Here is a 19,213-nt window from a genome sequence, read left to right on the forward strand (position 1 = left end):
GCCGCGGTCCTGGCGGCCGGCTGCGGCGGACCGGGCGGCTCCGGCGGGCCGTCCGCCGCCGGCAGCCCGGCCGCGGCGGGCGCCGCCGCCTCCGACAACGGGGTGGCCGCCCTCCCGGCCGCGGAGATCCTGCAGCGGGCCGTGCAGGCGCTCAAGGACGCCCGGTCGGTGCGGGAGACCGGCACGGTCGCCGGCGACGGCCTGACGGTCAGCGTGGACCTGCGGCTGGACGTCGCGGGCAGCTGCACCGGCACGCTGCGGCAGGCCGGCTACGGCGGCTTCCAGGTGGTCAAGGCCGGCCAGGAGCTGTGGGTCAAGCCCGACCACGCGTTCTGGGAGAACAACGGCGACCCCGCCCTGGCCGAACTGGTCGGCGACCGCTACCTGAAGACCACCAGCGACAACCCGCAGTTCGCCGAGGTCGTCGACTTCTGCGACCTCGGCGCGCTGGCCAACAAGCTCGGCTCCGGCGGCAGCGACCTCACCAGGGGCGCCGCCACCACCGTCCAGGGCCGGTCGGCGATCACCGTGACCGGGCACTCCGACACCGGCTCCGGCACCCTGTACGTGGCCACCGGCGGCCCGCCCGTGCCGCTGCGGATGGAGCGGGACACCGGCGGCGCGGTCGACCTCGGCGAGTTCGGCACCCCGGTGCCCGCCGCCACCCCCGGGCCCGACCAGAGCGTCGACCTGGACCAGCTGCAGCCCGGTGCCTCGCCGTCCGCTCCGGCCACCGTCTGACCCCGGCACGACGGAGGGGCCCGGCCGCCGTACGGCGACCGGGCCCCTCCACTGACGTCAGGTCAGGAGCTGAACTCCTGCAGCGACTTCTGCGCCTGGTCGAGCAGCGCCTGACGGCCCGCCAGCTCGGCCTCCAGCTTCGCGGCCCGGGAGGTGTTGCCGGCCGCACGGGCCTTGTCCAGGTCGGCCTGCAGCTTGTCGACGGCGGACTGCAGCAGCGCGGTCATGCCGGTGGCCCGGGCCCGGGCCTCCGGGTTGGAGCGCTGCCACTCGGCCTCCTCGGCCTCGCGGACGGCGCGCTCCACCGCGGCCAGCCGGCCGTCCAGCTTCGGCCGGGCGTCGCGCGGGACGTGGCCGATGGCCTCCCAGCGCTCGGCGATGTCGCGCAGCGCGGCCTTGGCGGCCTTCAGGTCGGTGATCGGCAGGATCGCCTCGGCCTCGACCAGCAGCGCCTCCTTGGCCTTCTGGTTCTCGCCCTGCTCGGCGTCGCGCTCGGAGAACGCGGCGGACCGGGCCTGGAAGAAGACGTCCTGGGCGCCGCGGAAGCGGGCCCACAGCTCCTCCTCCGCCTCGCGCTGGGCGCGGCCGGCGGCCTTCCAGCGGGTCATCAGGTCGCGGTAGGCGGCCGCGGTCGGGCCCCAGTCGGTGGAGTCGGCCAGCTGCTCGGCCTCGGCGACCAGCTTCTCCTTGACCGCGCGGGCGTGGTCGCGCTCCGAGTCGAGCGCCGCGAAGTGCGCCTTGCGGTGCTTGGAGAACACCGAGCGGGCGTGCGAGAAGCGGTGCCACAGCTCGTCGTCGCTCTTGCGGTCCAGCCGCGGCAGCGCCTTCCAGCTGTCGACCAGGGCGCGCAGCCGGTCGCCGGCCTCCCGCCACTGGTTGGAGTCGGCGAGCTGCTCGGCCTCGGCGACCAGCGCCTCCTTGGCGGCGCGGGTCTCCTCCTGGGCCTTCGCCCGGGCGGCCTTCCGCTCGCCCTGCCGGGTCTCGATCTCCCCGGCCAGCGTGTCCAGGCGCTTGGCCAGCGCGTCCAGGTCGCCGACCGCGTGCGCCTCGGCGACCTGCGCGCGCAGGTGCTCCAGCGCGGTCTGCGCCTCCTTGGCGGCCAGGTCGGTCTTGCGGACCCGGTGCTCCAGGAGGGCGGTCTCCGCCTCCAGTCCCTGGAACTTGCGCTCGAAGTAGGCGAGGGCCTCCTCGGGGGAGCCGGCCTGCCAGGAGCCGACCTGGCGTTCGCCGTCGGCCGTCCTCACGTAGACGTTCCCCTGCTCGTCGACACGGCCCCACGGGTCGCTGCTCACAGCGCCTCCTCCACATGACGCCACGCCCACGGGCGGGAGCGTCGTCCACAGTTGATGTGCGGCGGACCGATGGAGTCCGCCGTCCCGAGCCGTCGTTGTCGCGCCGAGGGTGACGGCCGACGGTCTGGGCACCCTATACAACAGCAACATAGGCGACCAGCGCCGGTGCTGTCCGCATCCGGCACCGGTCGATTTTCGCGGCGGGTCAGCCCTTGGCCGCGGTGATGGCCTTGACCTCGACCGGGGTGGCGGGCGCACCGTCCGAGCCGCCGCCCTTGACGCCGGCCGCGGCGATCTTCTGGAGCACGTCCAGGCCGCCGGTGATCTTGCCGAACGGGGTGTAGTTGGGCGGCAGTTGGGTGTCCTTGTAGACCAGGAAGAACTGGCTGCCGTTGGTGTTCGGGCCGGCGTTCGCCATCGCCACGGTGCCCGCCGGATAGGTCGCGCCGGTCAGGTTCTCGTCGGGGATCTCGTAGCCCGGGCCGCCGCTGCCGGTGCCGGTCGGGTCGCCGCACTGCAGCACGAAGATGCCGTCGGTGGTGAGGCGGTGGCACTTGGTGTTGTCCCAGAAGTGCTCACCGGCCAGGAACACGAAGGAGTTGACGGTGTGCGGGGCCTTCGCCGCGTCCAGCGAGAAGGTCACCTTGCCCGCCGAGGTGTCGAGCGACGCCGTGTACGGGGCGGCGGTGTCGATCGACATCGCGGGCTCGGCCGCGTACTTGCCGCTCTTCGACGCGGTCGGGGTCGGCGCGGCCGACGCCTTCTTGTCGTCCTTCTTGTCCGAGCCGAACACGCCGGCCGCGGCCGCGCCGACACCGGCGAGCACCACCAGGGCCGCGACCGAGGCGACCACCGCGTTGCGCTTCCTGCGCCTGCCCGCCGCTTCGGCGCGCGCCTTCATCTGGCGCTCGTACTTCTCGCGGGCGAGCTGCCGCCGCCGCTGTTCGCTGCTGACCACCGGCCGTGTCTCCTACTGCGCTGTGGGACGTGGGGAGTTGTGACTGTCGTGTGCGCATCGTCGCACCCGTCGGCGGCCCAGTGTAAGGACCCCCCGCGTCAGCACGGGATCAACGGCACATGAGAAAGGCCTGAACGCGCGCGGGAACCGGTTCGCCCGCGGCCCGGTGCCGCCGGTAGGCTGCGGGGGAAAGAAGACCGCCGCCGCATGAAACGAAGGACTCGCGTGTTCGTCGCCGGATTCCCCGCCGGGGCCTGGGGCACCAACTGCTACCTGGTCGCTCCCGCCGCCGGCGAGGAGTGCGTGATCGTCGACCCCGGGCACGAAGCGGCGAGCGGCGTCGAGGAGTTGATCCGCGAGCACCGGCTGAAGCCGGTCGCGGTCCTGCTCACCCACGGGCACATCGACCACATCGCCTCGGTCGTCCCGGTGTGCGGCGCCCAGGGCGTCCCGGCGTGGATCCACCCCGAGGACCGGTACATGATGGCCGACCCGGAGAGGGCCCTCGGCCGCTCCCTCGGCCAGCAGCTGATGGGCTCCCTCACGGTCGGCGAACCGGACGACGTCCGGGAGCTGACCGACGGCAGCGTGCTCGAACTGGCCGGCCTGCAGCTCACCGTCGACCACGCGCCCGGCCATACCAAGGGGTCGGTGACGTTCAGGACGCCCGCAGCGGACGACATTCCTCCGGTGCTGTTCTCGGGCGACCTGCTGTTCGCCGGCTCCATCGGGCGTACCGACCTCCCGGGCGGAGACAGCGGAGCGATCATGCGCTCGCTGGCCCGGGTGTGCCTGCCCCTCGACGACGCGACCGTGGTGCTCTCCGGCCACGGCTCCCAGACCACCATCGGCCGAGAGCGCGCCACCAACCCCTACCTCCAGCAGGCTGCAGGGGCGGTCGGCGCCCCGGCTCTCCCGCGACGAGGAATGTGACGGAAGAGAAGTTGAGCACCTTCACCGCCCCCAAGGGCACCTACGACCTGCTGCCCACGGTGAACTCCGCGGCCTACCTGGCGATCCGCGAGCGGCTGTCCGCGCCGCTGCGCCGCGCCGGGTACGGCTACGTCGAGACCCCCGTGTTCGAGGACGTCAAGCTGTTCTCCCGCGGCGTCGGCGAGTCCACCGACATCGTCACCAAGGAGATGTTCACCCTCGCCCGGCGCGCCGAGAGCAGCGAGGACCTCGCGCTGCGCCCCGAGGGCACCGCCTCGGTGGTCCGCGCCGCGCTGGAGGCCAACCTGCACAAGCTCGGCAACCTGCCGGTCAAGCTCTGGTACTCCGGCAACTTCTACCGCTACGAGCGGCCGCAGAAGGGCCGCTACCGGCAGTTCTCGCAGGTCGGCGCGGAGGCCATCGGCGCCGAGGACCCGGCGCTGGACGCCGAGCTGATCATCCTCGCCGACGACGCCTTCCGCTCGCTCGGCCTGCGCGACTACCGGCTGCTGCTGAACTCCCTCGGCGACAAGCAGTGCCGCCCGGTCTACCGCGCCGCGCTGATCGAGTTCCTGGCCGGCCTCGACCTGGACGCGGACACCCGCCGCCGGGCCGGGATCAACCCGCTGCGCGTCCTCGACGACAAGCGCGCCGAGGTGCAGGAGCAGCTGGTGGACGCGCCCAAGCTGCGCGACTACCTGTGCGAGGACTGCAAGGCGTACGACGAGAAGGTCCGCGAGCTGCTCACCGCCGCCGGGGTCGCGTTCGTCGACGACCCCAAGCTGGTGCGCGGGCTGGACTACTACACCCGCACCACCTTCGAGTTCGTGCACGACGGCCTCGGCGCGCAGTCCGCGATCGGCGGCGGCGGCCGCTACGACGGCCTGTCCGAGATGCTGGGCGGCCCCGCGCTGCCCTCGGTCGGCTGGGGCCTCGGGGTGGACCGCACCTTCCTCGCCCTGGAGGCCGAGGGCATCGAGCTGGACCTGCCCGTCACCACCGAGGTGTACGCGGTGGCGCTCGGCGAGGAGGCCAAGAACGTGCTGTTCGCGAAGGCCGTCGAGCTGCGCCGGGCCGGCGTCGCCACCGACCTCGCGTTCGGCGTCAAGAGCATCAAGAACGCCATGAAGTCCGCGAACAGGTCCGGAGCGCGCTTCGCCCTGATCGCGGGCGACCGGGACCTCGCCGAGGGCGTGGTCCAGCTCAAGGACATGGAGTCCGGCGAGCAGACCCCCGTCGCCCTCGAGGCGCTCGTCACCACCCTGAAGGAGAAGCAGCTGTGATCCGCACGCACGACGCGGGCACGCTCCGACCGGAGCACGCCGGCACCACCGTCACCCTGGCCGGCTGGGTGGCCCGCCGCCGTGACCACGGCGGCGTGGCCTTCATCGACCTGCGCGACGCCTCCGGCACCGTGCAGGTCGTGGTCCGCGACCTGGAGTCGGTGCACGGGCTGCGCTCCGAGTACTGCGTGAAGGTGATCGGCGAGGTCCGGGTCCGCCCCGAGGGCAACGAGAACCCGGACATCCCGACCGGCGCCGTCGAGGTCGTCGTCGAGTCCATCGAGGTGCTGTCCGAGGCCGCGCCGCTGCCGTTCCAGGTCGCCGAGTACGAGCCCGGTTCGGTCAACGAGGAGGTGCGGCTGCGCTACCGCTACCTCGACCTGCGCCGCGAGGGCCCGGCCCGCGCGCTGCGCCTGCGCTCGAAGGTCAACCACATCATCCGCTCGGTGATGGAGGAGAACGACTACCTCGACATCGAGACCCCGTACCTGACCCGGTCCACCCCCGAGGGCGCCCGCGACTTCCTGGTCCCGGTCCGCCTCCAGCCCGGCCACTGGTACGCGCTGCCGCAGTCCCCGCAGCTGTTCAAGCAGCTGCTGATGGTCGCCGGCATGGAGCGGTACTACCAGATCGCCCGCTGCTTCCGCGACGAGGACTTCCGCGCCGACCGGCAGCCGGAGTTCACCCAGCTCGACATCGAGGCCTCGTTCGTCGACCAGGAGGACATCCTGGCCCTCGGCGAGAAGATCATCGCCCGGATCTGGAAGGAGGTGCACGGGTACGAGATCCCCAACCCGCTGCCCCGCCTGTCCTACGCCGACGCGATGTCCCGCTACGGCTCCGACAAGCCGGACGTCCGCTTCGGGCAGGAACTCACCGACCTGACCGAGTACTTCAAGGGCACCGAGTTCCGGGTCTTCCAGGCCCCGTACGTCGGCGCGGTCGTCATGCCCGGCGGCGCCTCGCAGCCCCGCAAGCAGCTCGACGCCTGGCAGGACTGGGCGAAGGCCCGCGGCGCCCGCGGCCTCGCGTACGTGCTGGTCGACGGCGAGACCGGCGAGCTGCGCGGCCCGGTCGCCAAGAACCTGTCCGAGGAGCACCTGTCCGGCCTGGCCGCCGCCGCCGGCGCCAAGCCCGGCGACGCGGTGTTCTTCGCGGCCGGCAAGAAGACCGCCTCGCAGGAGCTGCTCGGCGCGGCCCGCCTGGAGATCGGCCGCCGCTGCAACCTGATCGACGAGTCCCAGTGGGCGTTCCTCTGGGTCGTGGACTTCCCGATGTTCGAGCCCATCGAGGACGACAAGGGCGAGTTCCAGGGCTGGCACGCGGTGCACCACCCGTTCACCGCGCCCACCGCCGAGTCGCTCGCCACCTTCGACACCGACCCGGGCAGCGCGCTCTCCAACGCGTACGACCTGGTCCTCAACGGCTCGGAGCTGGGCGGCGGTTCGATCCGTATCCACCAGCGCGAGGTGCAGAAGCGGGCGTTCGACGCGATCGGCCTCTCCGAGGAGGAGGCGGCCTCGCAGTTCGGCTTCCTGCTGGACGCCTTCAACTACGGCCCGCCGCCGCACGGCGGCATCGCGCTCGGCCTGGACCGCGTGGTCACCCTGCTGGGCGGCTACGACACCATCCGGGACGTCATCGCCTTCCCGAAGACCTCCACCGGCGGCGACCCGCTGACCGGCGCCCCCACCCCGATCACCCCGGCCCAGCGCCGGGAGGCCGGCGTGGACGCCAAGCCGAAGGAGAAGGACGCCGCCAAGGCGGAGGCCGAGCCCACCGCCTGACGGACCGTCGGAAACTGACGGGACATCACAAAGATCACGATTCGTTCCGGCCCCGGCCGGTGCGCGCCCACCAGGAGTAGGCTCGCACCGCCCGGGGCCGGATCGCTGCACGACGGGGTGCAGGGCGCAAGAAGGGTCAAGGATGACCGTACGAACCAGAGTCGAACTCCCCACCGACACCGCCGAGACCCGGCGCGTCCACATGGCGGCCTTCCCAGGCCCCGAAGAGGCGGACCTGGTGGACGCGCTGCGCCGCGACGCCGCCTGGCTGCCGGACCTCTCCCTGGTCGCCGTCGACGCCCGCGAGGTCGTCATCGGCCACGCCCTGCTCACCCGGCTGCGGATCGGCAACGGCAAGGGACTCGCCCTCGCCCCGGTCGCGGTCGCCCCCGAGTGGCAGCGCAAGGGCGTCGGCACCGCCGTCGTCCGGGCCGCGCTGGCCGCCGCGGCGGACGCCGGGGAACGCGTCGTGGTCGTCCTCGGCGACCCCGGCTACTACGGCCGGTTCGGCTTCGCACCCGCCTCCGGACACCGCATCACCGGACCGTTCGACGTCCCCGACACGCACTTCCAGGCGCTCGCGCTGCCCGGTGCGGACAGCGTCCCGCACGGCGCGTGCCGCTACCCCGCGCCGTTCGCCGCGGTCTGAGGGCTGCTTCCCGCGGGTGACCGGCCGCCACCGGCCGCCCGGTGCGCGCAGCTACCCGGCCGGTGACCGGAACTGCACGTCCAGGTGCAGGCGGCAGGACTCCGCGAACGCCGCCATGGCCGGCGTCGCGGCCCGGCCCGGCAGCCGGAACAGCCCGACCAGGCTCGGGCTCAGCCCGCGCACCGGCAGGCAGCGCACGTCCGGGCGCCCCGCCAGCCGGGACATCGACTGCGGGGCGAACCCCACCCCCTGGCCGCACGCCACCGCCGCCAGCCACTCGTCCGGGCCGTGCGCCACCGCGCCGATCCTGACCGGACGGTCGCCGCGCTCCGGCGCGCCCAGCCAGTAGTCCCGCCACAGCCCGGCCTCCTCCGGTATCGCCACGAACGGCTCGTCCCACAGCTCCGCCACGTCCACCTCGTGCCGGGCCGCCAGCCGGTGGTCGGCCGCCAGCGCCACCCAGCGCTCCTCCCGGCCCAGCGGCGCGTGCGCGTACCGGTTCGCGATCTCCGCCGGGGCGTGCCACAGCGCCAGGTCCAGCTCGCCGGAGGCCAGGCCGGACGACTCGTCGAACCAGTTGTTCTGCCGCATCCGCACCCGCCAGCCCGGCATCCGCTCGGTGAAGTCCGCCATCACCGCCCGGCCGACCAGGGTGATCGTCGACCCCTCGAAGCCCACCCGCAGCTCCCCGCCGGCCTCCGCCGCCACCCGGCGGACCGCCCGCAGCGACTCCTCCCAGCGCGCCAGCAACTGCGACCCGCGCGCCGCCAGTTCCATGCCCGCCTCGGTCGGCAGCATCCCGGCCCGCGAACGGCGGAACAGCTCCACCCCCAACTCCCGCTCCAGCGCCAGCATCTGCTTGGTCAGGGTGGGCTGGCTGACGCCCAGCCGGGCCGCCGCCGCGGTCAGCTGGCCCTCCTCGCACACCACCGTCACGTACCGCAGCAGCCGGGTGTCCACATCCATGCCCAAAGGCTATGGAGCAAAGCATTGGACCCCGCGCCCGGGGGTGTACCACAGTGGTCCGGCCGACCCGCCGGGTCCGGTACCGGTGGGTCGGGGGACTGCCGGTGCCGGACCCGGCGGGTCGGCCGCACCGCGCCCCCGCCCCGCCCGACCTGCGCCCCGACCTGACGGACCGTAGCCTGAGGGATCGTCGGCGGCACGGTGATCGGAGGGCACACGAAGTGGCGGAACCCAGGCGCGGCAAGCGGACCGGCAGCCCCAAGCGGATCCCCAAGCGGATCTACGAACCCGAACTGCTCCGCCTCCAGTACGAACTGGTCAAGATGCAGGAGTGGGTGCGCACCGAGGGCGTCCGGATGGTCGTGATCTTCGAGGGGCGCGACGCGGCGGGCAAGGGCGGCGCGATCAAGCGCGTCACCGAGTACCTCAACCCGCGCGTCGCCCGGATCGCCGCCCTCCCCGCGCCCACCGAGCGCCAGCGCGGCCAGTGGTACTTCCAGCGCTACGTCGAACAACTGCCGGCGGCCGGCGAGATGGTGCTGTTCGACCGGTCCTGGTACAACCGGGCCGGCGTGGAGAAGGTGATGGGCTTCTGCACCGACGAGGAGTACTGGCAGTTCCTCCACCAGTGCCCCACCTTCGAACGGATGCTCATCGAAGCGGGCATCCTGCTGCGCAAGTACTGGTTCTCGGTCAGCGACGTCGAGCAGGAGCGCCGCTTCCGCGACCGCCTCGACGACCCGATGCGGCAGTGGAAGCTCTCCCCGATGGACGTCGAGTCCATCACCCGCTGGGAGGACTACTCGCGGGCCAAGGACGAGATGTTCGTCTACACCGACCTCCCGGAATCCCCGTGGAACGTCGTCGACAGCGACGACAAGCGCCGCGCCCGCCTCAACATGATCGCCCACCTGCTGTCCACCGTCCCGTACCAGGAGGTGGTCCGGCCCGCGATCACCCTGCCGCCGAGGCCCGAGCCGCGCGGCTACCAGCGGCCCCCGCGCGACCTCCAGAAGTACGTCTTCGACCACGCCGCCACCCTGCTCGCCGGGTGACCGCCCCCGGTTGACCCCCGCGACGGCCCGGGCGTGCGATGGAGGGGATCCGCAAACGGCTCCCGCAAGGGCTGGAGGCACCCCATGTACGTCCGCACCGTCTACGCCACCGGAGACCCGGCCCTGCTGGAGGACAGCCTCGACGCGCTGCGCGGCGAATCCGTGGAACTCCTCTCCGCGCAGCCCGGCTACCGCGGCTTCGGCCTGTTCGCCAACCGGCAGCTCGGCACCCTCACCATGGGCTCCTGGTGGGACACCCCCGAGCACGAGGCCGGCAGCAACACGGCACTCGCCGACCGCCGCGACACCCTGCTGGTGCCGTTCGCCGCGACCGTCGCCGTCAACCAGTGGGAGGTCCTCGCCGCCGAACCCGGCCCGTCCGTCGAGAACGGCGGCTTCCGGCTGACCCGCTTCGCGTACGCCCCGGACGCCCTGGACGGGCTGGCGGAGGGCTTCGAGCAGCACAGCCTGCCGGCGATCCGGGAGATCGACGGGTACGTGGGCGCCGCCATGCTCGTCGACCGCCGGCGGTCGATCGGGGTGGTCGGCGCGATCTTCGCCGACCGCGGGGCGTTCGACGCCTCCCGCGGGCCCCAGGCCGCGGTGCGCGCGGCGGCGAGCAGGGCGTCCGGGACGGTGATCTACGGACTGGAGGAGTTCGACGTCGTGACGCTGGACCGGCCGGTCTGAGGCGTCCGGCCGTCCCGTCGGTCCTCCGCTATAGGGTTGCGTTCCGTGGACGAGCCCGACCTTTTCACGCATGCAGCCGAGGAACGCCAGAGTGCCGAGCCGGGCCGCGCCCCGCTCGCGGTGCGGATGCGCCCGCGGACGCTGGACGAGGTGGCCGGGCAGCAGCAGCTGCTGAAGGAGGGCTCCCCGCTGCGGCGGCTGGTCGCGGGGGCGAAGGGCCCGGCGGCGACCAGCTCGGTGATCCTCTGGGGCCCGCCGGGGACGGGGAAGACCACCCTCGCGCACGTGATCAGCCGGGCGGTGGAGGGCCGGTTCGTCGAACTCTCCGCGATCACGCACGGGGTGAAGGAAGTCCGGGCGGTGATCGACGGCGCCCGGCGGGCGGTCGGCATGACCGGCCGGGAGACGGTGCTGTTCCTGGACGAGATCCACCGGTTCTCCAAGGCCCAGCAGGACTCGCTGCTGCCCGCCGTCGAGAACCGCTGGGTGACGCTGATCGCGGCCACCACCGAGAACCCGTACTTCTCGATCATCTCGCCGCTGCTGTCGCGCAGCCTGCTGCTCACCCTGGAGTCCCTCACCGACGAGGACATCCGCACCCTGCTGCGCCGGGCGACCACCGACGAGCGGGGGCTGGGTGGCAGCGTGGAGCTGTCCGAGGAGGCCGAGGACCACCTGGTGCGGCTGGCCGGCGGCGACGCCCGGCGGGCGCTGACCATGCTGGAGGCCGCCGCCGGGGCGGCGCTGGAGCAGGGCGGCGGCGTGCTGACGCTGGCGGCCACCGAGACCGCGGTGAACAAGGCGGCGGTGCGCTACGACCGGGACGGCGACCAGCACTACGACGTGGCGAGCGCGCTGATCAAGTCGATCCGGGGCAGTGACGTGGACGCCACGCTGCACTACCTGGCGCGGATGATCGAGGCGGGGGAGGACCCGCGCTTCATCGCCCGACGGCTGATGATCTCGGCGAGCGAGGACATCGGCCTGGCCGACCCGACGGCGCTGCCGACGGCGGTCGCGGCCGCGCAGGCGGTGGCGCTGATCGGCTTCCCGGAGGCGCGGATCATCCTGTCGCAGGCGGCGATCGCGCTGGCGCTGGCGCCGAAGTCGAACGCCGCGTACCTGGCGATCGACGCGGCGCTGGCGGACGTCCGGCAGGGCCTGGCGGGCGCGGTGCCGCCGCACCTGCGGGACGCGCACTACGGCGGGGCGAAGAAGCTCGGGCACGGCAAGGGCTACCAGTACCCGCACGACCTGCCGGAGGGCATCGCCGCGCAGCAGTACGCGCCGGACGCGGTGCACGGCAAGGAGTACTACCGGCCGACCCGGCGCGGGGGAGAGGCGCGGTACGCGGAGATCGCGGAGTGGACCAGGGCCCGGCTCAAGGGCGAGTGAACTGCCTGTAGACTGTCCGCAGTGTGTCCCGGGCCCGGGGTTCCGCGAGGAGCGACCGGCCGCACCAGCGGGGCATCGAACGGGGCCCTCCCGCAAGGGAGTTCCCCAGGAGCGGCGCGCACCGGTCTTCGGTGTCGCGGGCAGCCCACCCCCTCTCTCGGGTCGGTGGGCCTCTCGTGTGCAAGCACATAGTGCCCGGTCGCGGAGAGCGGCTGACCATCCGGCGACGGACGGTTTTTCTCCGGGCCGCGAGAAGCGTCCTCCGTCAACACCTGGTGACAGCCGTATCTGAACAGGAAAAGGAAACATGGCGAACCAGAAGCGCCCCAAGGTCAAGATCGCCCGTGCTCTCGGCGTTCCGCTGACCCCGAAGTCCGTCAAGTACTTCGAGGCCCGCCCGTACCCGCCCGGCCAGCACGGCCGTGGCCGCAAGCAGAACTCTGACTACAAGGTCCGTCTGACCGAGAAGCAGCGTCTGCGCGCGCAGTACGACCTCAGCGAGAAGCAGATGGCGCGTGCCTTCGAGGCCGCCAAGAAGGTCGAGGGCAAGACCGGTGAGGCGCTCGTCGCCCTGCTGGAGACCCGCCTCGACGCCCTGGTCCTGCGTTCGGGCATCGCCCGCACCATCTACCAGGCCCGCCAGATGGTCGTGCACGGTCACATCGAGGTCAACGGCGCCAAGGTCAACAAGCCGTCGTTCCAGATGAAGCCGGGCTACGTCGTCACGGTCAAGGACAAGTCCAAGGAGAAGGTCCCCTTCCAGGTGGCTCGCGAGGGCGGCAACGCCGGCGAGGGCCAGACCCCGAAGTACCTCGAGGTCAACCTGAAGGCCCTGGCCTTCCGCCTGGACCGCGCGCCGCAGCGCCGCGAGGTCCCGGTCGTCTGCGACGAGCAGCTGGTCGTCGAGTACTACTCGCGCTGACCCGCGAGCGGAACGCCCCCTCGGTCCCCGGACCGCGGGGGCGTTTCCCGTTTCCGGCCGCTGACGGGGCGTCAGGGGCCGAGGGCGCGGCGGACGGCGGTGTCCAGGTCGAGGCGGGCGCCGAGCCGGAAGGCCTCCTGGTACTGCTGCCGGGTCAGGGCCGCGCGGGTGCGGTGGGCGCAGGCCCGGTGCGGGCCGGTGAAGGTCCGGGAGCCGAGGAACGGGGTGCCGACGGCCGTCCAGAGCCGGTGCGCGGCGCCCTGCAGGACCCGGGCCTCGTACGGGTCGGGGTCGGGGTCCTCGGTGGCGAGCAGGGCCAGCAGGTCGATGGCGAGGACCAGGGCGAGCGGGTCGCGCAGCGGGTGGTTGAGCCGGAGCGACTCGCGGGCGAAGGCGCGGGCCGCCCGGGGTTCGCCGGACTGCCGGCGGGCGTGCGCCATCGCGTACAGGCAGTAGCCGTGGGCCCACCGTTCGCCGTGCTGCTCGCAGAGTCGGCGGGCGCGGTCCGCCCAGGGGGCGCCGCTCGGTCCGTCGCCGAGGAACAGGTGGGCGAGGGCGAGTTCGACCATGGCCAGCAGGACGTGGGAGTCGAGCTCGCCGAGGGCCGTGTAGCGGCGCAGCGCCTCCTCGAAGAGCACGGCGGCGCGGGCCGGGTCGTCGCCGACCAGGGCGGCGCAGCCCTGGTGGTGGACGGCGCGGGCCAGGGCCCGGTCGTCGCCGGTGTCGAGGGCCTGGCGGCGGCACTCGTCCAGGGCGGTGCGGGCCCGGGCCGGGTCGCCCTGGAGCGCGGCGAGGCGGCCGGTGGCCCACAGGGCCTTGGCGCGGGCGCCGGTGGGTTCGGGGGCGAGCGCGAGGGCCCGGTCGAGCCAGTGCCGGCCCTCGCCGAGCCGGCCGGTGCCGGCCCAGAAGTACCAGAGGGCGGCGGCCAGGGCCAGGGCGGGCTGTTCCTCGCCGGGTTCGGCGAGCGAGAACTCCAGGGCGGCGCGCAGGTTGGGGTGGGCGAGCCGGGTCCGTTCCGCGGTCTCGGCCTGCTGGGGGCCGAACCACTCGACCTCGCCCCAGTCGGCGACGCCCAGGTACCAGTCGCGGTGGCGGCGCAGCAGCCGGGGGCCTTCGTCGCCGGCCCGCAGCCAGTGGCCGCCGTACTCGCGCAGGGTGTCGAGCATCCGGAACCGGACGGGGTCGCCGTCGAGGCGTTCCAGGACGGACTTGTCGACCAGCGCGTCGAGGAGTTCGAGGACGTCGTCGACGGGCAGTCCGGGGCCGGCGCACACGTACTCGGCGGCGTCCAGGTCGAAGCCGTCGGCGAAGACCGACAGGCGGGCCCAGAGTAAACGTTCCTGCATGGTGCAGAGTTCGTGGCTCCAGCCGATCGCGGTGCGCATCGTCCGGTGCCGCGCCGGGGCGCTCCGGCCGCCGCCGGTGAGCAGCTGGAAGCGGTCGTCCAGCCGGGCCGTCAGCTGCTCCACGGACAGCGCGCGCAGCCGGCCGGCGGCCAGCTCCAGGGCCAGCGGGAGGCCGTCCAGGCGGCGGCAGAGCCGGGCCACCCCGGCACGGTTGGCGGGCTCCAGGCGGAAGCCCGGACGGACGGCGGCCGCCCGGTCGGCGAACAGCAGCGCCGCCTCCGAGTCGGCCCGGCCCGCGGCTGGCTCGACCGGCAGCGGGGCCAGCGGCAGCAGGTGCTCGCCGGCCGCCCGCAGCGACTGCCGGGAGGTGGCCAGCACCCGCAGGCCGGGCGCGGCCCGCAGCAGGGCGCCGACCAGTTCGGCGCAGGCGTCGACCAGGTGCTCGCAGCCGTCCAGCACCAGCAGCAGGCGGCGGTCGGCGAGCCGGTCGGCCAGCGCCTGCGTCGACGGGCGGGCGGGGCCGGCGGCGGGGTCGAGCGCGGCCAGCACGGCGGGGCCGAGCAGCAGCCGGTCCCGCACCGGGGCGAGGTCGGCGAGGTGCGCGCCGTCCGGGAACCCGGCGGCCAGCCGGGCGGCGGCCCGCACGGCCAGCCGGGACTTGCCCACCCCGCCGGGGCCGGTCACGGTGACCAGCCGGGAGTGCTCCAACAGGCGGGCCAGCGCTTCGAGTTCGGCGGACCGGCCGACGAAGCGGGTGGGCTCGGCGGGCAGCCGGCCCGGCCCTCCCGGCATGTCCTCGCTGCTGTCCAAGGGACGCCCCCGTCACTAGGAACCCGTTCAACCGGCCGACCCGTGCTCCGCGAGTCAACTCCCCAACGAGGTGACCGGGCGGTAGGTTACGCGCGGCGCTCGCACATCCGACCGGTTCGGAGCCGGGCGTACCTGCCGATATCCGGTCGGGGAGCGGTCGGCAGTCACGGTAGGGTTCAACCCTGGGTTTGCAAGAGTGTGACTGGCACAGGCGAGGGAGCGCGCGAAGGTGTCCGTGGGAGAGCTGGCCGGGCTGCTGGTCGCCGTCTTCTGGGCGGTCCTGGTCACCCTGCTCGCCGTGGTCCTGGTCCGGCTGTCCAAGGTGCTGCGGGAGGCCACCGTCCTGGTCTCCGCCGTCACCGAGCAGGCCGTGCCGCTGCTGCAGGACGCGAACGCCGCGGTCCGCAGCGCGAACGAGCAGCTGGAGCGGGTCGACGAGATCACCGCCAACGTCCAGGACGCCGCGGCCGACGCCAAGGCGCTGTCGTCCACGGTGGCCGCCACCGTCGGCGGGCCGCTGGTCAAGCTGGCCGCCTTCAGCTACGGCGTGCGCCGGGCCGTGAACCGGCAGCAGACCGGGCTCGCCGTCCCGCAGCAGAGCGGTGAGCGCGAGGAGCTGGCCCGGCTGATCCGGGCCGAGGTGCGCGCCGCGACCGCGCCGCGCGGCGGGCTGCTGGCCCGCGTGCGCCGGGCCGTGAGGGGCTGACCGGCGATGGTGCGCAGGATCTTCTGGATGGCGGTCGGCGCGGGCGCGACCGTCTGGGCCATGAACAAGGCCAACGAGGCGGTGCACCGCCTCACGCCCGACTCGCTGTCCGGCAGCGCCGCCTGCGGCGCCCTCCAACTCGGCGACGCCGCCCGGCAGTTCGCCCGTGATGTGAAGGCCGGCATGGCCGAGCGCGAGCAGCAGCTGCGCGCCGACCTCGGCCTGGACGGCACCGCGGTCGTCGAGCCGCCCCGCCGCCGCACCCTCAGCGGCGCGGCCGGGGCCGGCGGGGACCGAGCTATCTCGGCGGCCCCGGGCTCCCCGGCCGCCGCCCTGCCCACGCCTCGCGGCACGCGCCGCACCACCCCCCAAATCGTTGCCAAGCCCCGTCAGCGCGAGCTGCCGGGCCGCACGACCGATCGGAAGGACCCCCACTGATGGAGTCGGCAGAGATCCGCCGCCGCTGGCTGCGCTTCTTCGAGGAGCGCGGCCACACCGTCGTACCGTCGGCCTCGCTGGTCGCCGACGACCCCACCCTGCTGCTGGTCAACGCCGGCATGGTGCCGTTCAAGCCGTACTTCCTCGGCGAGGTCAAGCCGCAGTTCTCGCGCGCCACCAGCGTGCAGAAGTGCGTCCGCACCCTGGACATCGAGGAGGTCGGGAAGACCACCCGGCACGGCTCGTTCTTCCAGATGTGCGGCAACTTCTCGTTCGGCGACTACTTCAAGGAAGGCGCCATCAAGTTCGCCTGGGAGCTGCTCACCAGCTCCGTCGCGGACGGCGGCTACGGCCTGGAGCCGGAGAAGCTCTGGATCACCGTCTACAAGGACGACGACGAGGCCGAGCAGATCTGGCGGGACGTCATCGGCGTGCCCTCCGAGCGGATCCAGCGCCTGGGCATGAAGGACAACTTCTGGTCCATGGGCGTCCCCGGCCCGTGCGGCCCGTGTTCGGAGATCAACTACGACCGCGGCCCGGAGTACGGCGAGGAGGGCGGCCCGGCGGTCAACGGCGAGCGCTACCTGGAGATCTGGAACCTGGTCTTCATGCAGTACGAGCGCGGCCACGGCGACGGCAAGGACGGCTTCGAGATCCTCGGCGACCTGCCGAGCAAGAACATCGACACCGGTCTCGGCCTGGAGCGCCTCGCCGCCGTCCTGCAGGGCGTCGACAACCTGTTCGAGATCGACACCAGCCGGATGATCCTCGACCGGGCCGCCGCGCTCACCGGCCACACCTACGGCGCCGACCACAAGGCCGACGTCTCGCTGCGCGTGGTCACCGACCACTTCCGCACCGCGCTGATGCTGGTCGGCGACGGCGTCACCCCCGGCAACGAGGGCCGCGGCTACGTGCTGCGCCGCATCCTGCGCCGGGCGATCCGCAACATGCGCCTGCTGGGCGCCACCGAGCCGATCGCCAAGGAACTGATCGACATCTCGATCAAGGCGATGGCCCCGCAGTACCCGGAGCTGGAGACCGACCGCAAGCGCATCGAGACGGTCGTGGTCGCCGAGGAGAACGCCTTCCTGCAGACCCTGCGCTCCGGCACCAACCTGCTGGACGCCGCGGTCACCGAGACCAAGCAGTCCGGCGGCGTGGTGCTCTCCGGCGAGCAGGCGTTCAAGCTGCACGACACCTACGGCTTCCCGATCGACCTCACCCTGGAGATGGCCGAGGAGCAGGGCCTCCAGGTCGACGAGGCCGGCTTCCGCCGCCTGATGCAGGGGCAGCGCGACCGCGCCAAGGCGGACGCCAAGGCGAAGAAGATGGGCCACGCCGACGTCGCCGCGTACCGCGAGGTCGCCGACACCGCCGGCGCGTCCGTCTTCACCGGCTACACCGCCACCGAGGGCGAGGCCACCGTGGTCGGCCTGCTGGTGGACGGCGTCCCGTCGCCGGCCGCCTCCGAGGGCGACGAGGTCGAGCTGATCCTCGACCGCACCCCGTTCTACGCCGAGGGCGGCGGCCAGCTCGCCGACCACGGCCGGATCCGCCTCGACTCCGGCGCCGTCGTGGAGATCCGCGACGTGCAGCAGCCGGTGCCGGGCGTCATCGTGCACTCCGGCGGGGTGCTGTTCGGCGAGGTGGTGCTCGGCGCGTCCGCGTACGCCACCATCGACACCGAGCGCCGCAAGGCCATCGCCCGCGCCCACTCGGCGACCCACCTGACCCACCAGGCGCTGCGCGACGCGCTCGGCCCGACGGCCGCCCAGGCCGGTTCGGAGAACGCGCCGGGCCGCTTCCGCTTCGACTTCGGCTCGCCCGCCGCCGTGCCCGGCAGCGTGCTGGTCGACGTCGAGCAGAAGATCAACGACGTGCTGAGCCGCGAACTCGACGTCACCGCCGAGGTCATGACGATGGACCAGGCCCGCAAGCAGGGCGCCATCGCGATGTTCGGCGAGAAGTACGGCGACTCGGTCCGCGTCGTCACCATCGGCGACTTCTCCAAGGAGCTGTGCGGCGGCACGCACGTCGGCAACACCGCCCAGCTGGGCCTGGTGAAGCTGCTCGGCGAGTCCTCGATCGGCTCCGGCGTGCGCCGCGTGGAGGCCCTGGTCGGCGTCGACGCGTACAAGTTCCTGGCGCGCGAGCACACCGTGGTCTCCCAGCTCACCGAGCTGGTCAAGGGCCGTCCGGAGGAGCTGCCGGAGAAGATCTCCGGCATGCTCACCAAGCTCAAGGACGCCGAGAAGGAGATCGAGAAGTTCCGCGCCGAGAAGGTGCTGCAGGCCGCCGCGGGCCTCGCCGAGGGCGCGGAGGACGTCCGGGGCGTGGCCCTGGTCGCCGCCCGCGTCGGCGACGGCACCGGTGCGGACGAGCTGCGCAAGCTGGTGCTGGACGTCCGCGCCCGGCTCGGCAACCGCCCGTCCGTGGTCGCGGCGTTCACCGTCGCCAACGACCGCCCGCTGACCGTCATCGCCACCAGCGAGGACGCCCGCGCCCGCGGCATCAAGGCCGGCGAGCTGGTCCGCGCCGCGGCGAAGACCCTCGGCGGCGGCGGCGGTGGCAAGGACGACGTGGCGCAGGGCGGCGGCAGCAACCCGGCCGCCGTCGGCGAGGCGATCGAGGCCGTCCGGGCACTGGTGGCCGAGCGCGCGTGAGCGAGGAGTTCGTCGAAGAGAAGGTCTTCCGGCGCGGCCGGCGGATCGCCGTGGACGTCGGCGACGCCCGGATCGGGGTCGCGGTGTGCGACCCCGACGGGCTGATCGCCACGCCCGTGGAGACCGTCCCCGCCGGGGGCCGCTCGCAGGCCCGCCTCAAGGCGATCGTCGAGGAGTACGACGCGATCGAGGTCGTCGTCGGCCTGCCGCGCTCGCTGAACGGCAAGGAGGGCCCGGCCGCCGCCAAGGTCCGCGCCTACGCGGGCCGGCTGGCCGCGCTGGTCGCCCCGGTCGGGGTCCGGCTGGTGGACGAGCGGATGACCACGGTCACCGCCGCCGCCGGGCTGCGGGCCTCCGGCCGGTCCTCGAAGAAGGGCCGCTCGGTGATCGACCAGGCCGCCGCCGTGGTGATCCTGCAGGCCGCCCTTGAGACCGAACGGGTGAGCGGACGGGCGCCCGGCGAGAGTGTCGAGCCGGTGGCCTGACCGGCCCGGTCCAGGATCGATCGGGGGCCCGTGCGGGCGCGCGGCCCCCCCGGGCCCCCCAAGCCACACCCCCCCCCCACCCCCCCCCCCC

17 protein-coding genes are annotated in these 19,213 nt (G+C 73.4%); 13 read left to right on the top strand and 4 right to left on the bottom strand.

Annotated elements, in window-relative coordinates; all coding sequences use genetic code 11:
* Positions 1–741, top strand: a 741-nt coding sequence (locus ACFV1L_RS35380; protein ID WP_380374164.1) for a hypothetical protein, incomplete at its 5' end; no start/stop codon positions are given.
* A gap of 62 nt (positions 742–803) precedes the next feature.
* Here ACFV1L_RS35380 and ACFV1L_RS35385 read toward each other — a convergent pair.
* Together ACFV1L_RS35385 and ACFV1L_RS35390 are read right to left on the bottom strand one after the other, a co-directional pair.
* Positions 804–2,033 (bottom strand): DUF349 domain-containing protein, encoded by a 1,230-nt coding sequence (locus ACFV1L_RS35385; protein WP_380374166.1) that lies wholly within the window; start codon positions 2,031–2,033, stop codon positions 804–806.
* Between the two features lie 205 nt (positions 2,034–2,238).
* Entirely contained in the window at positions 2,239–2,991 is a 753-nt protein-coding gene (locus ACFV1L_RS35390) for a peptidylprolyl isomerase (RefSeq protein ID WP_380374169.1), read from the bottom strand.
* Between the two features lie 225 nt (positions 2,992–3,216).
* On the opposite strand from ACFV1L_RS35390, the gene ACFV1L_RS35395 reads away from it, so the two are divergent.
* From ACFV1L_RS35395 to ACFV1L_RS35410, 4 genes are all read left to right on the top strand, one after another.
* Entirely contained in the window at positions 3,217–3,924 is a 708-nt protein-coding gene (locus ACFV1L_RS35395; protein WP_380374205.1) for an MBL fold metallo-hydrolase, read from the top strand.
* Positions 3,925–3,935: 11 nt separating this feature from the next.
* Positions 3,936–5,207 (top strand): histidine--tRNA ligase, encoded by a 1,272-nt coding sequence (gene hisS, locus ACFV1L_RS35400; RefSeq protein WP_380374172.1) that lies wholly within the window; start codon positions 3,936–3,938, stop codon positions 5,205–5,207.
* Positions 5,204–6,994 (top strand): aspartate--tRNA ligase, encoded by a 1,791-nt coding sequence (gene aspS / locus ACFV1L_RS35405; RefSeq protein WP_380374175.1) that lies wholly within the window; start codon positions 5,204–5,206, stop codon positions 6,992–6,994. Before hisS ends, aspS begins: the two co-directional genes overlap by 4 nt.
* A 142-nt stretch (positions 6,995–7,136) precedes the next feature.
* Positions 7,137–7,643, top strand: coding sequence for a GNAT family N-acetyltransferase (locus ACFV1L_RS35410; protein ID WP_380374177.1), 507 nt, complete (start codon positions 7,137–7,139; stop codon positions 7,641–7,643).
* Between the two features lie 51 nt (positions 7,644–7,694).
* On the opposite strand, the gene ACFV1L_RS35415 is transcribed toward ACFV1L_RS35410, so the two are convergent.
* Positions 7,695–8,609 carry a LysR substrate-binding domain-containing protein gene (locus ACFV1L_RS35415; RefSeq protein ID WP_380374180.1) on the bottom strand — a complete coding sequence of 305 codons (915 nt, stop codon included), beginning with the start codon at positions 8,607–8,609 and terminating at the stop codon, positions 7,695–7,697.
* A gap of 221 nt (positions 8,610–8,830) precedes the next feature.
* On the opposite strand from ACFV1L_RS35415, the gene ppk2 reads away from it, so the two are divergent.
* From ppk2 to rpsD, 4 genes are all read left to right on the top strand, one after another.
* On the top strand, positions 8,831–9,664 hold the full coding sequence (gene ppk2, locus ACFV1L_RS35420) for a polyphosphate kinase 2 (RefSeq protein ID WP_380374182.1): 834 nt from the start codon (positions 8,831–8,833) through the stop codon (positions 9,662–9,664).
* Positions 9,665–9,748: 84 nt separating this feature from the next.
* Complete coding sequence (locus tag ACFV1L_RS35425; RefSeq protein ID WP_380374185.1) at positions 9,749–10,354, top strand: hypothetical protein; 606 nt, start codon at positions 9,749–9,751, stop codon at positions 10,352–10,354.
* A gap of 45 nt (positions 10,355–10,399) precedes the next feature.
* A complete protein-coding gene (locus ACFV1L_RS35430) occupies positions 10,400–11,749 on the top strand; it encodes a replication-associated recombination protein A (protein WP_380374187.1) in 1,350 nt (449 codons plus the stop codon).
* A gap of 307 nt (positions 11,750–12,056) precedes the next feature.
* Complete coding sequence (gene rpsD, locus ACFV1L_RS35435; protein WP_380374190.1) at positions 12,057–12,671, top strand: 30S ribosomal protein S4; 615 nt, start codon at positions 12,057–12,059, stop codon at positions 12,669–12,671.
* A 71-nt stretch (positions 12,672–12,742) separates the two neighbouring features.
* On the opposite strand, the gene ACFV1L_RS35440 is transcribed toward rpsD, so the two are convergent.
* The gene (locus ACFV1L_RS35440; protein ID WP_380374193.1) at positions 12,743–14,827 is read right to left on the bottom strand and encodes an ATP-binding protein; all 2,085 of its coding nucleotides are present in this window, start codon (positions 14,825–14,827) and stop codon (positions 12,743–12,745) included.
* A 229-nt stretch (positions 14,828–15,056) separates the two neighbouring features.
* Between ACFV1L_RS35440 and ACFV1L_RS35445 the strand changes: the two genes are divergently transcribed.
* Genes ACFV1L_RS35445 through ruvX form a run of 4 tightly spaced genes read left to right on the top strand, consistent with a single transcriptional unit; the run spans position 15,057 to position 19,122 of the window.
* Positions 15,057–15,533, top strand: coding sequence for a DUF948 domain-containing protein (locus tag ACFV1L_RS35445; RefSeq protein ID WP_380374195.1), 477 nt, complete (start codon positions 15,057–15,059; stop codon positions 15,531–15,533).
* A gap of 6 nt (positions 15,534–15,539) precedes the next feature.
* Positions 15,540–15,971, top strand: coding sequence for a DUF6167 family protein (locus tag ACFV1L_RS35450; RefSeq protein WP_380374198.1), 432 nt, complete (start codon positions 15,540–15,542; stop codon positions 15,969–15,971).
* Positions 15,971–18,637 (top strand): alanine--tRNA ligase, encoded by a 2,667-nt coding sequence (gene alaS / locus ACFV1L_RS35455; protein WP_380374201.1) that lies wholly within the window; start codon positions 15,971–15,973, stop codon positions 18,635–18,637. The genes ACFV1L_RS35450 and alaS overlap by 1 nt, the downstream gene beginning before the upstream one ends.
* Complete coding sequence (gene ruvX / locus ACFV1L_RS35460; RefSeq protein WP_380374203.1) at positions 18,634–19,122, top strand: Holliday junction resolvase RuvX; 489 nt, start codon at positions 18,634–18,636, stop codon at positions 19,120–19,122. Before alaS ends, ruvX begins: the two co-directional genes overlap by 4 nt.
* Positions 19,123–19,213 lie beyond the last annotated feature (91 nt).

Source organism: Kitasatospora sp. NPDC059646, from assembly GCF_042734615.1.
Classification (GTDB): domain Bacteria; phylum Actinomycetota; class Actinomycetes; order Streptomycetales; family Streptomycetaceae; genus Kitasatospora.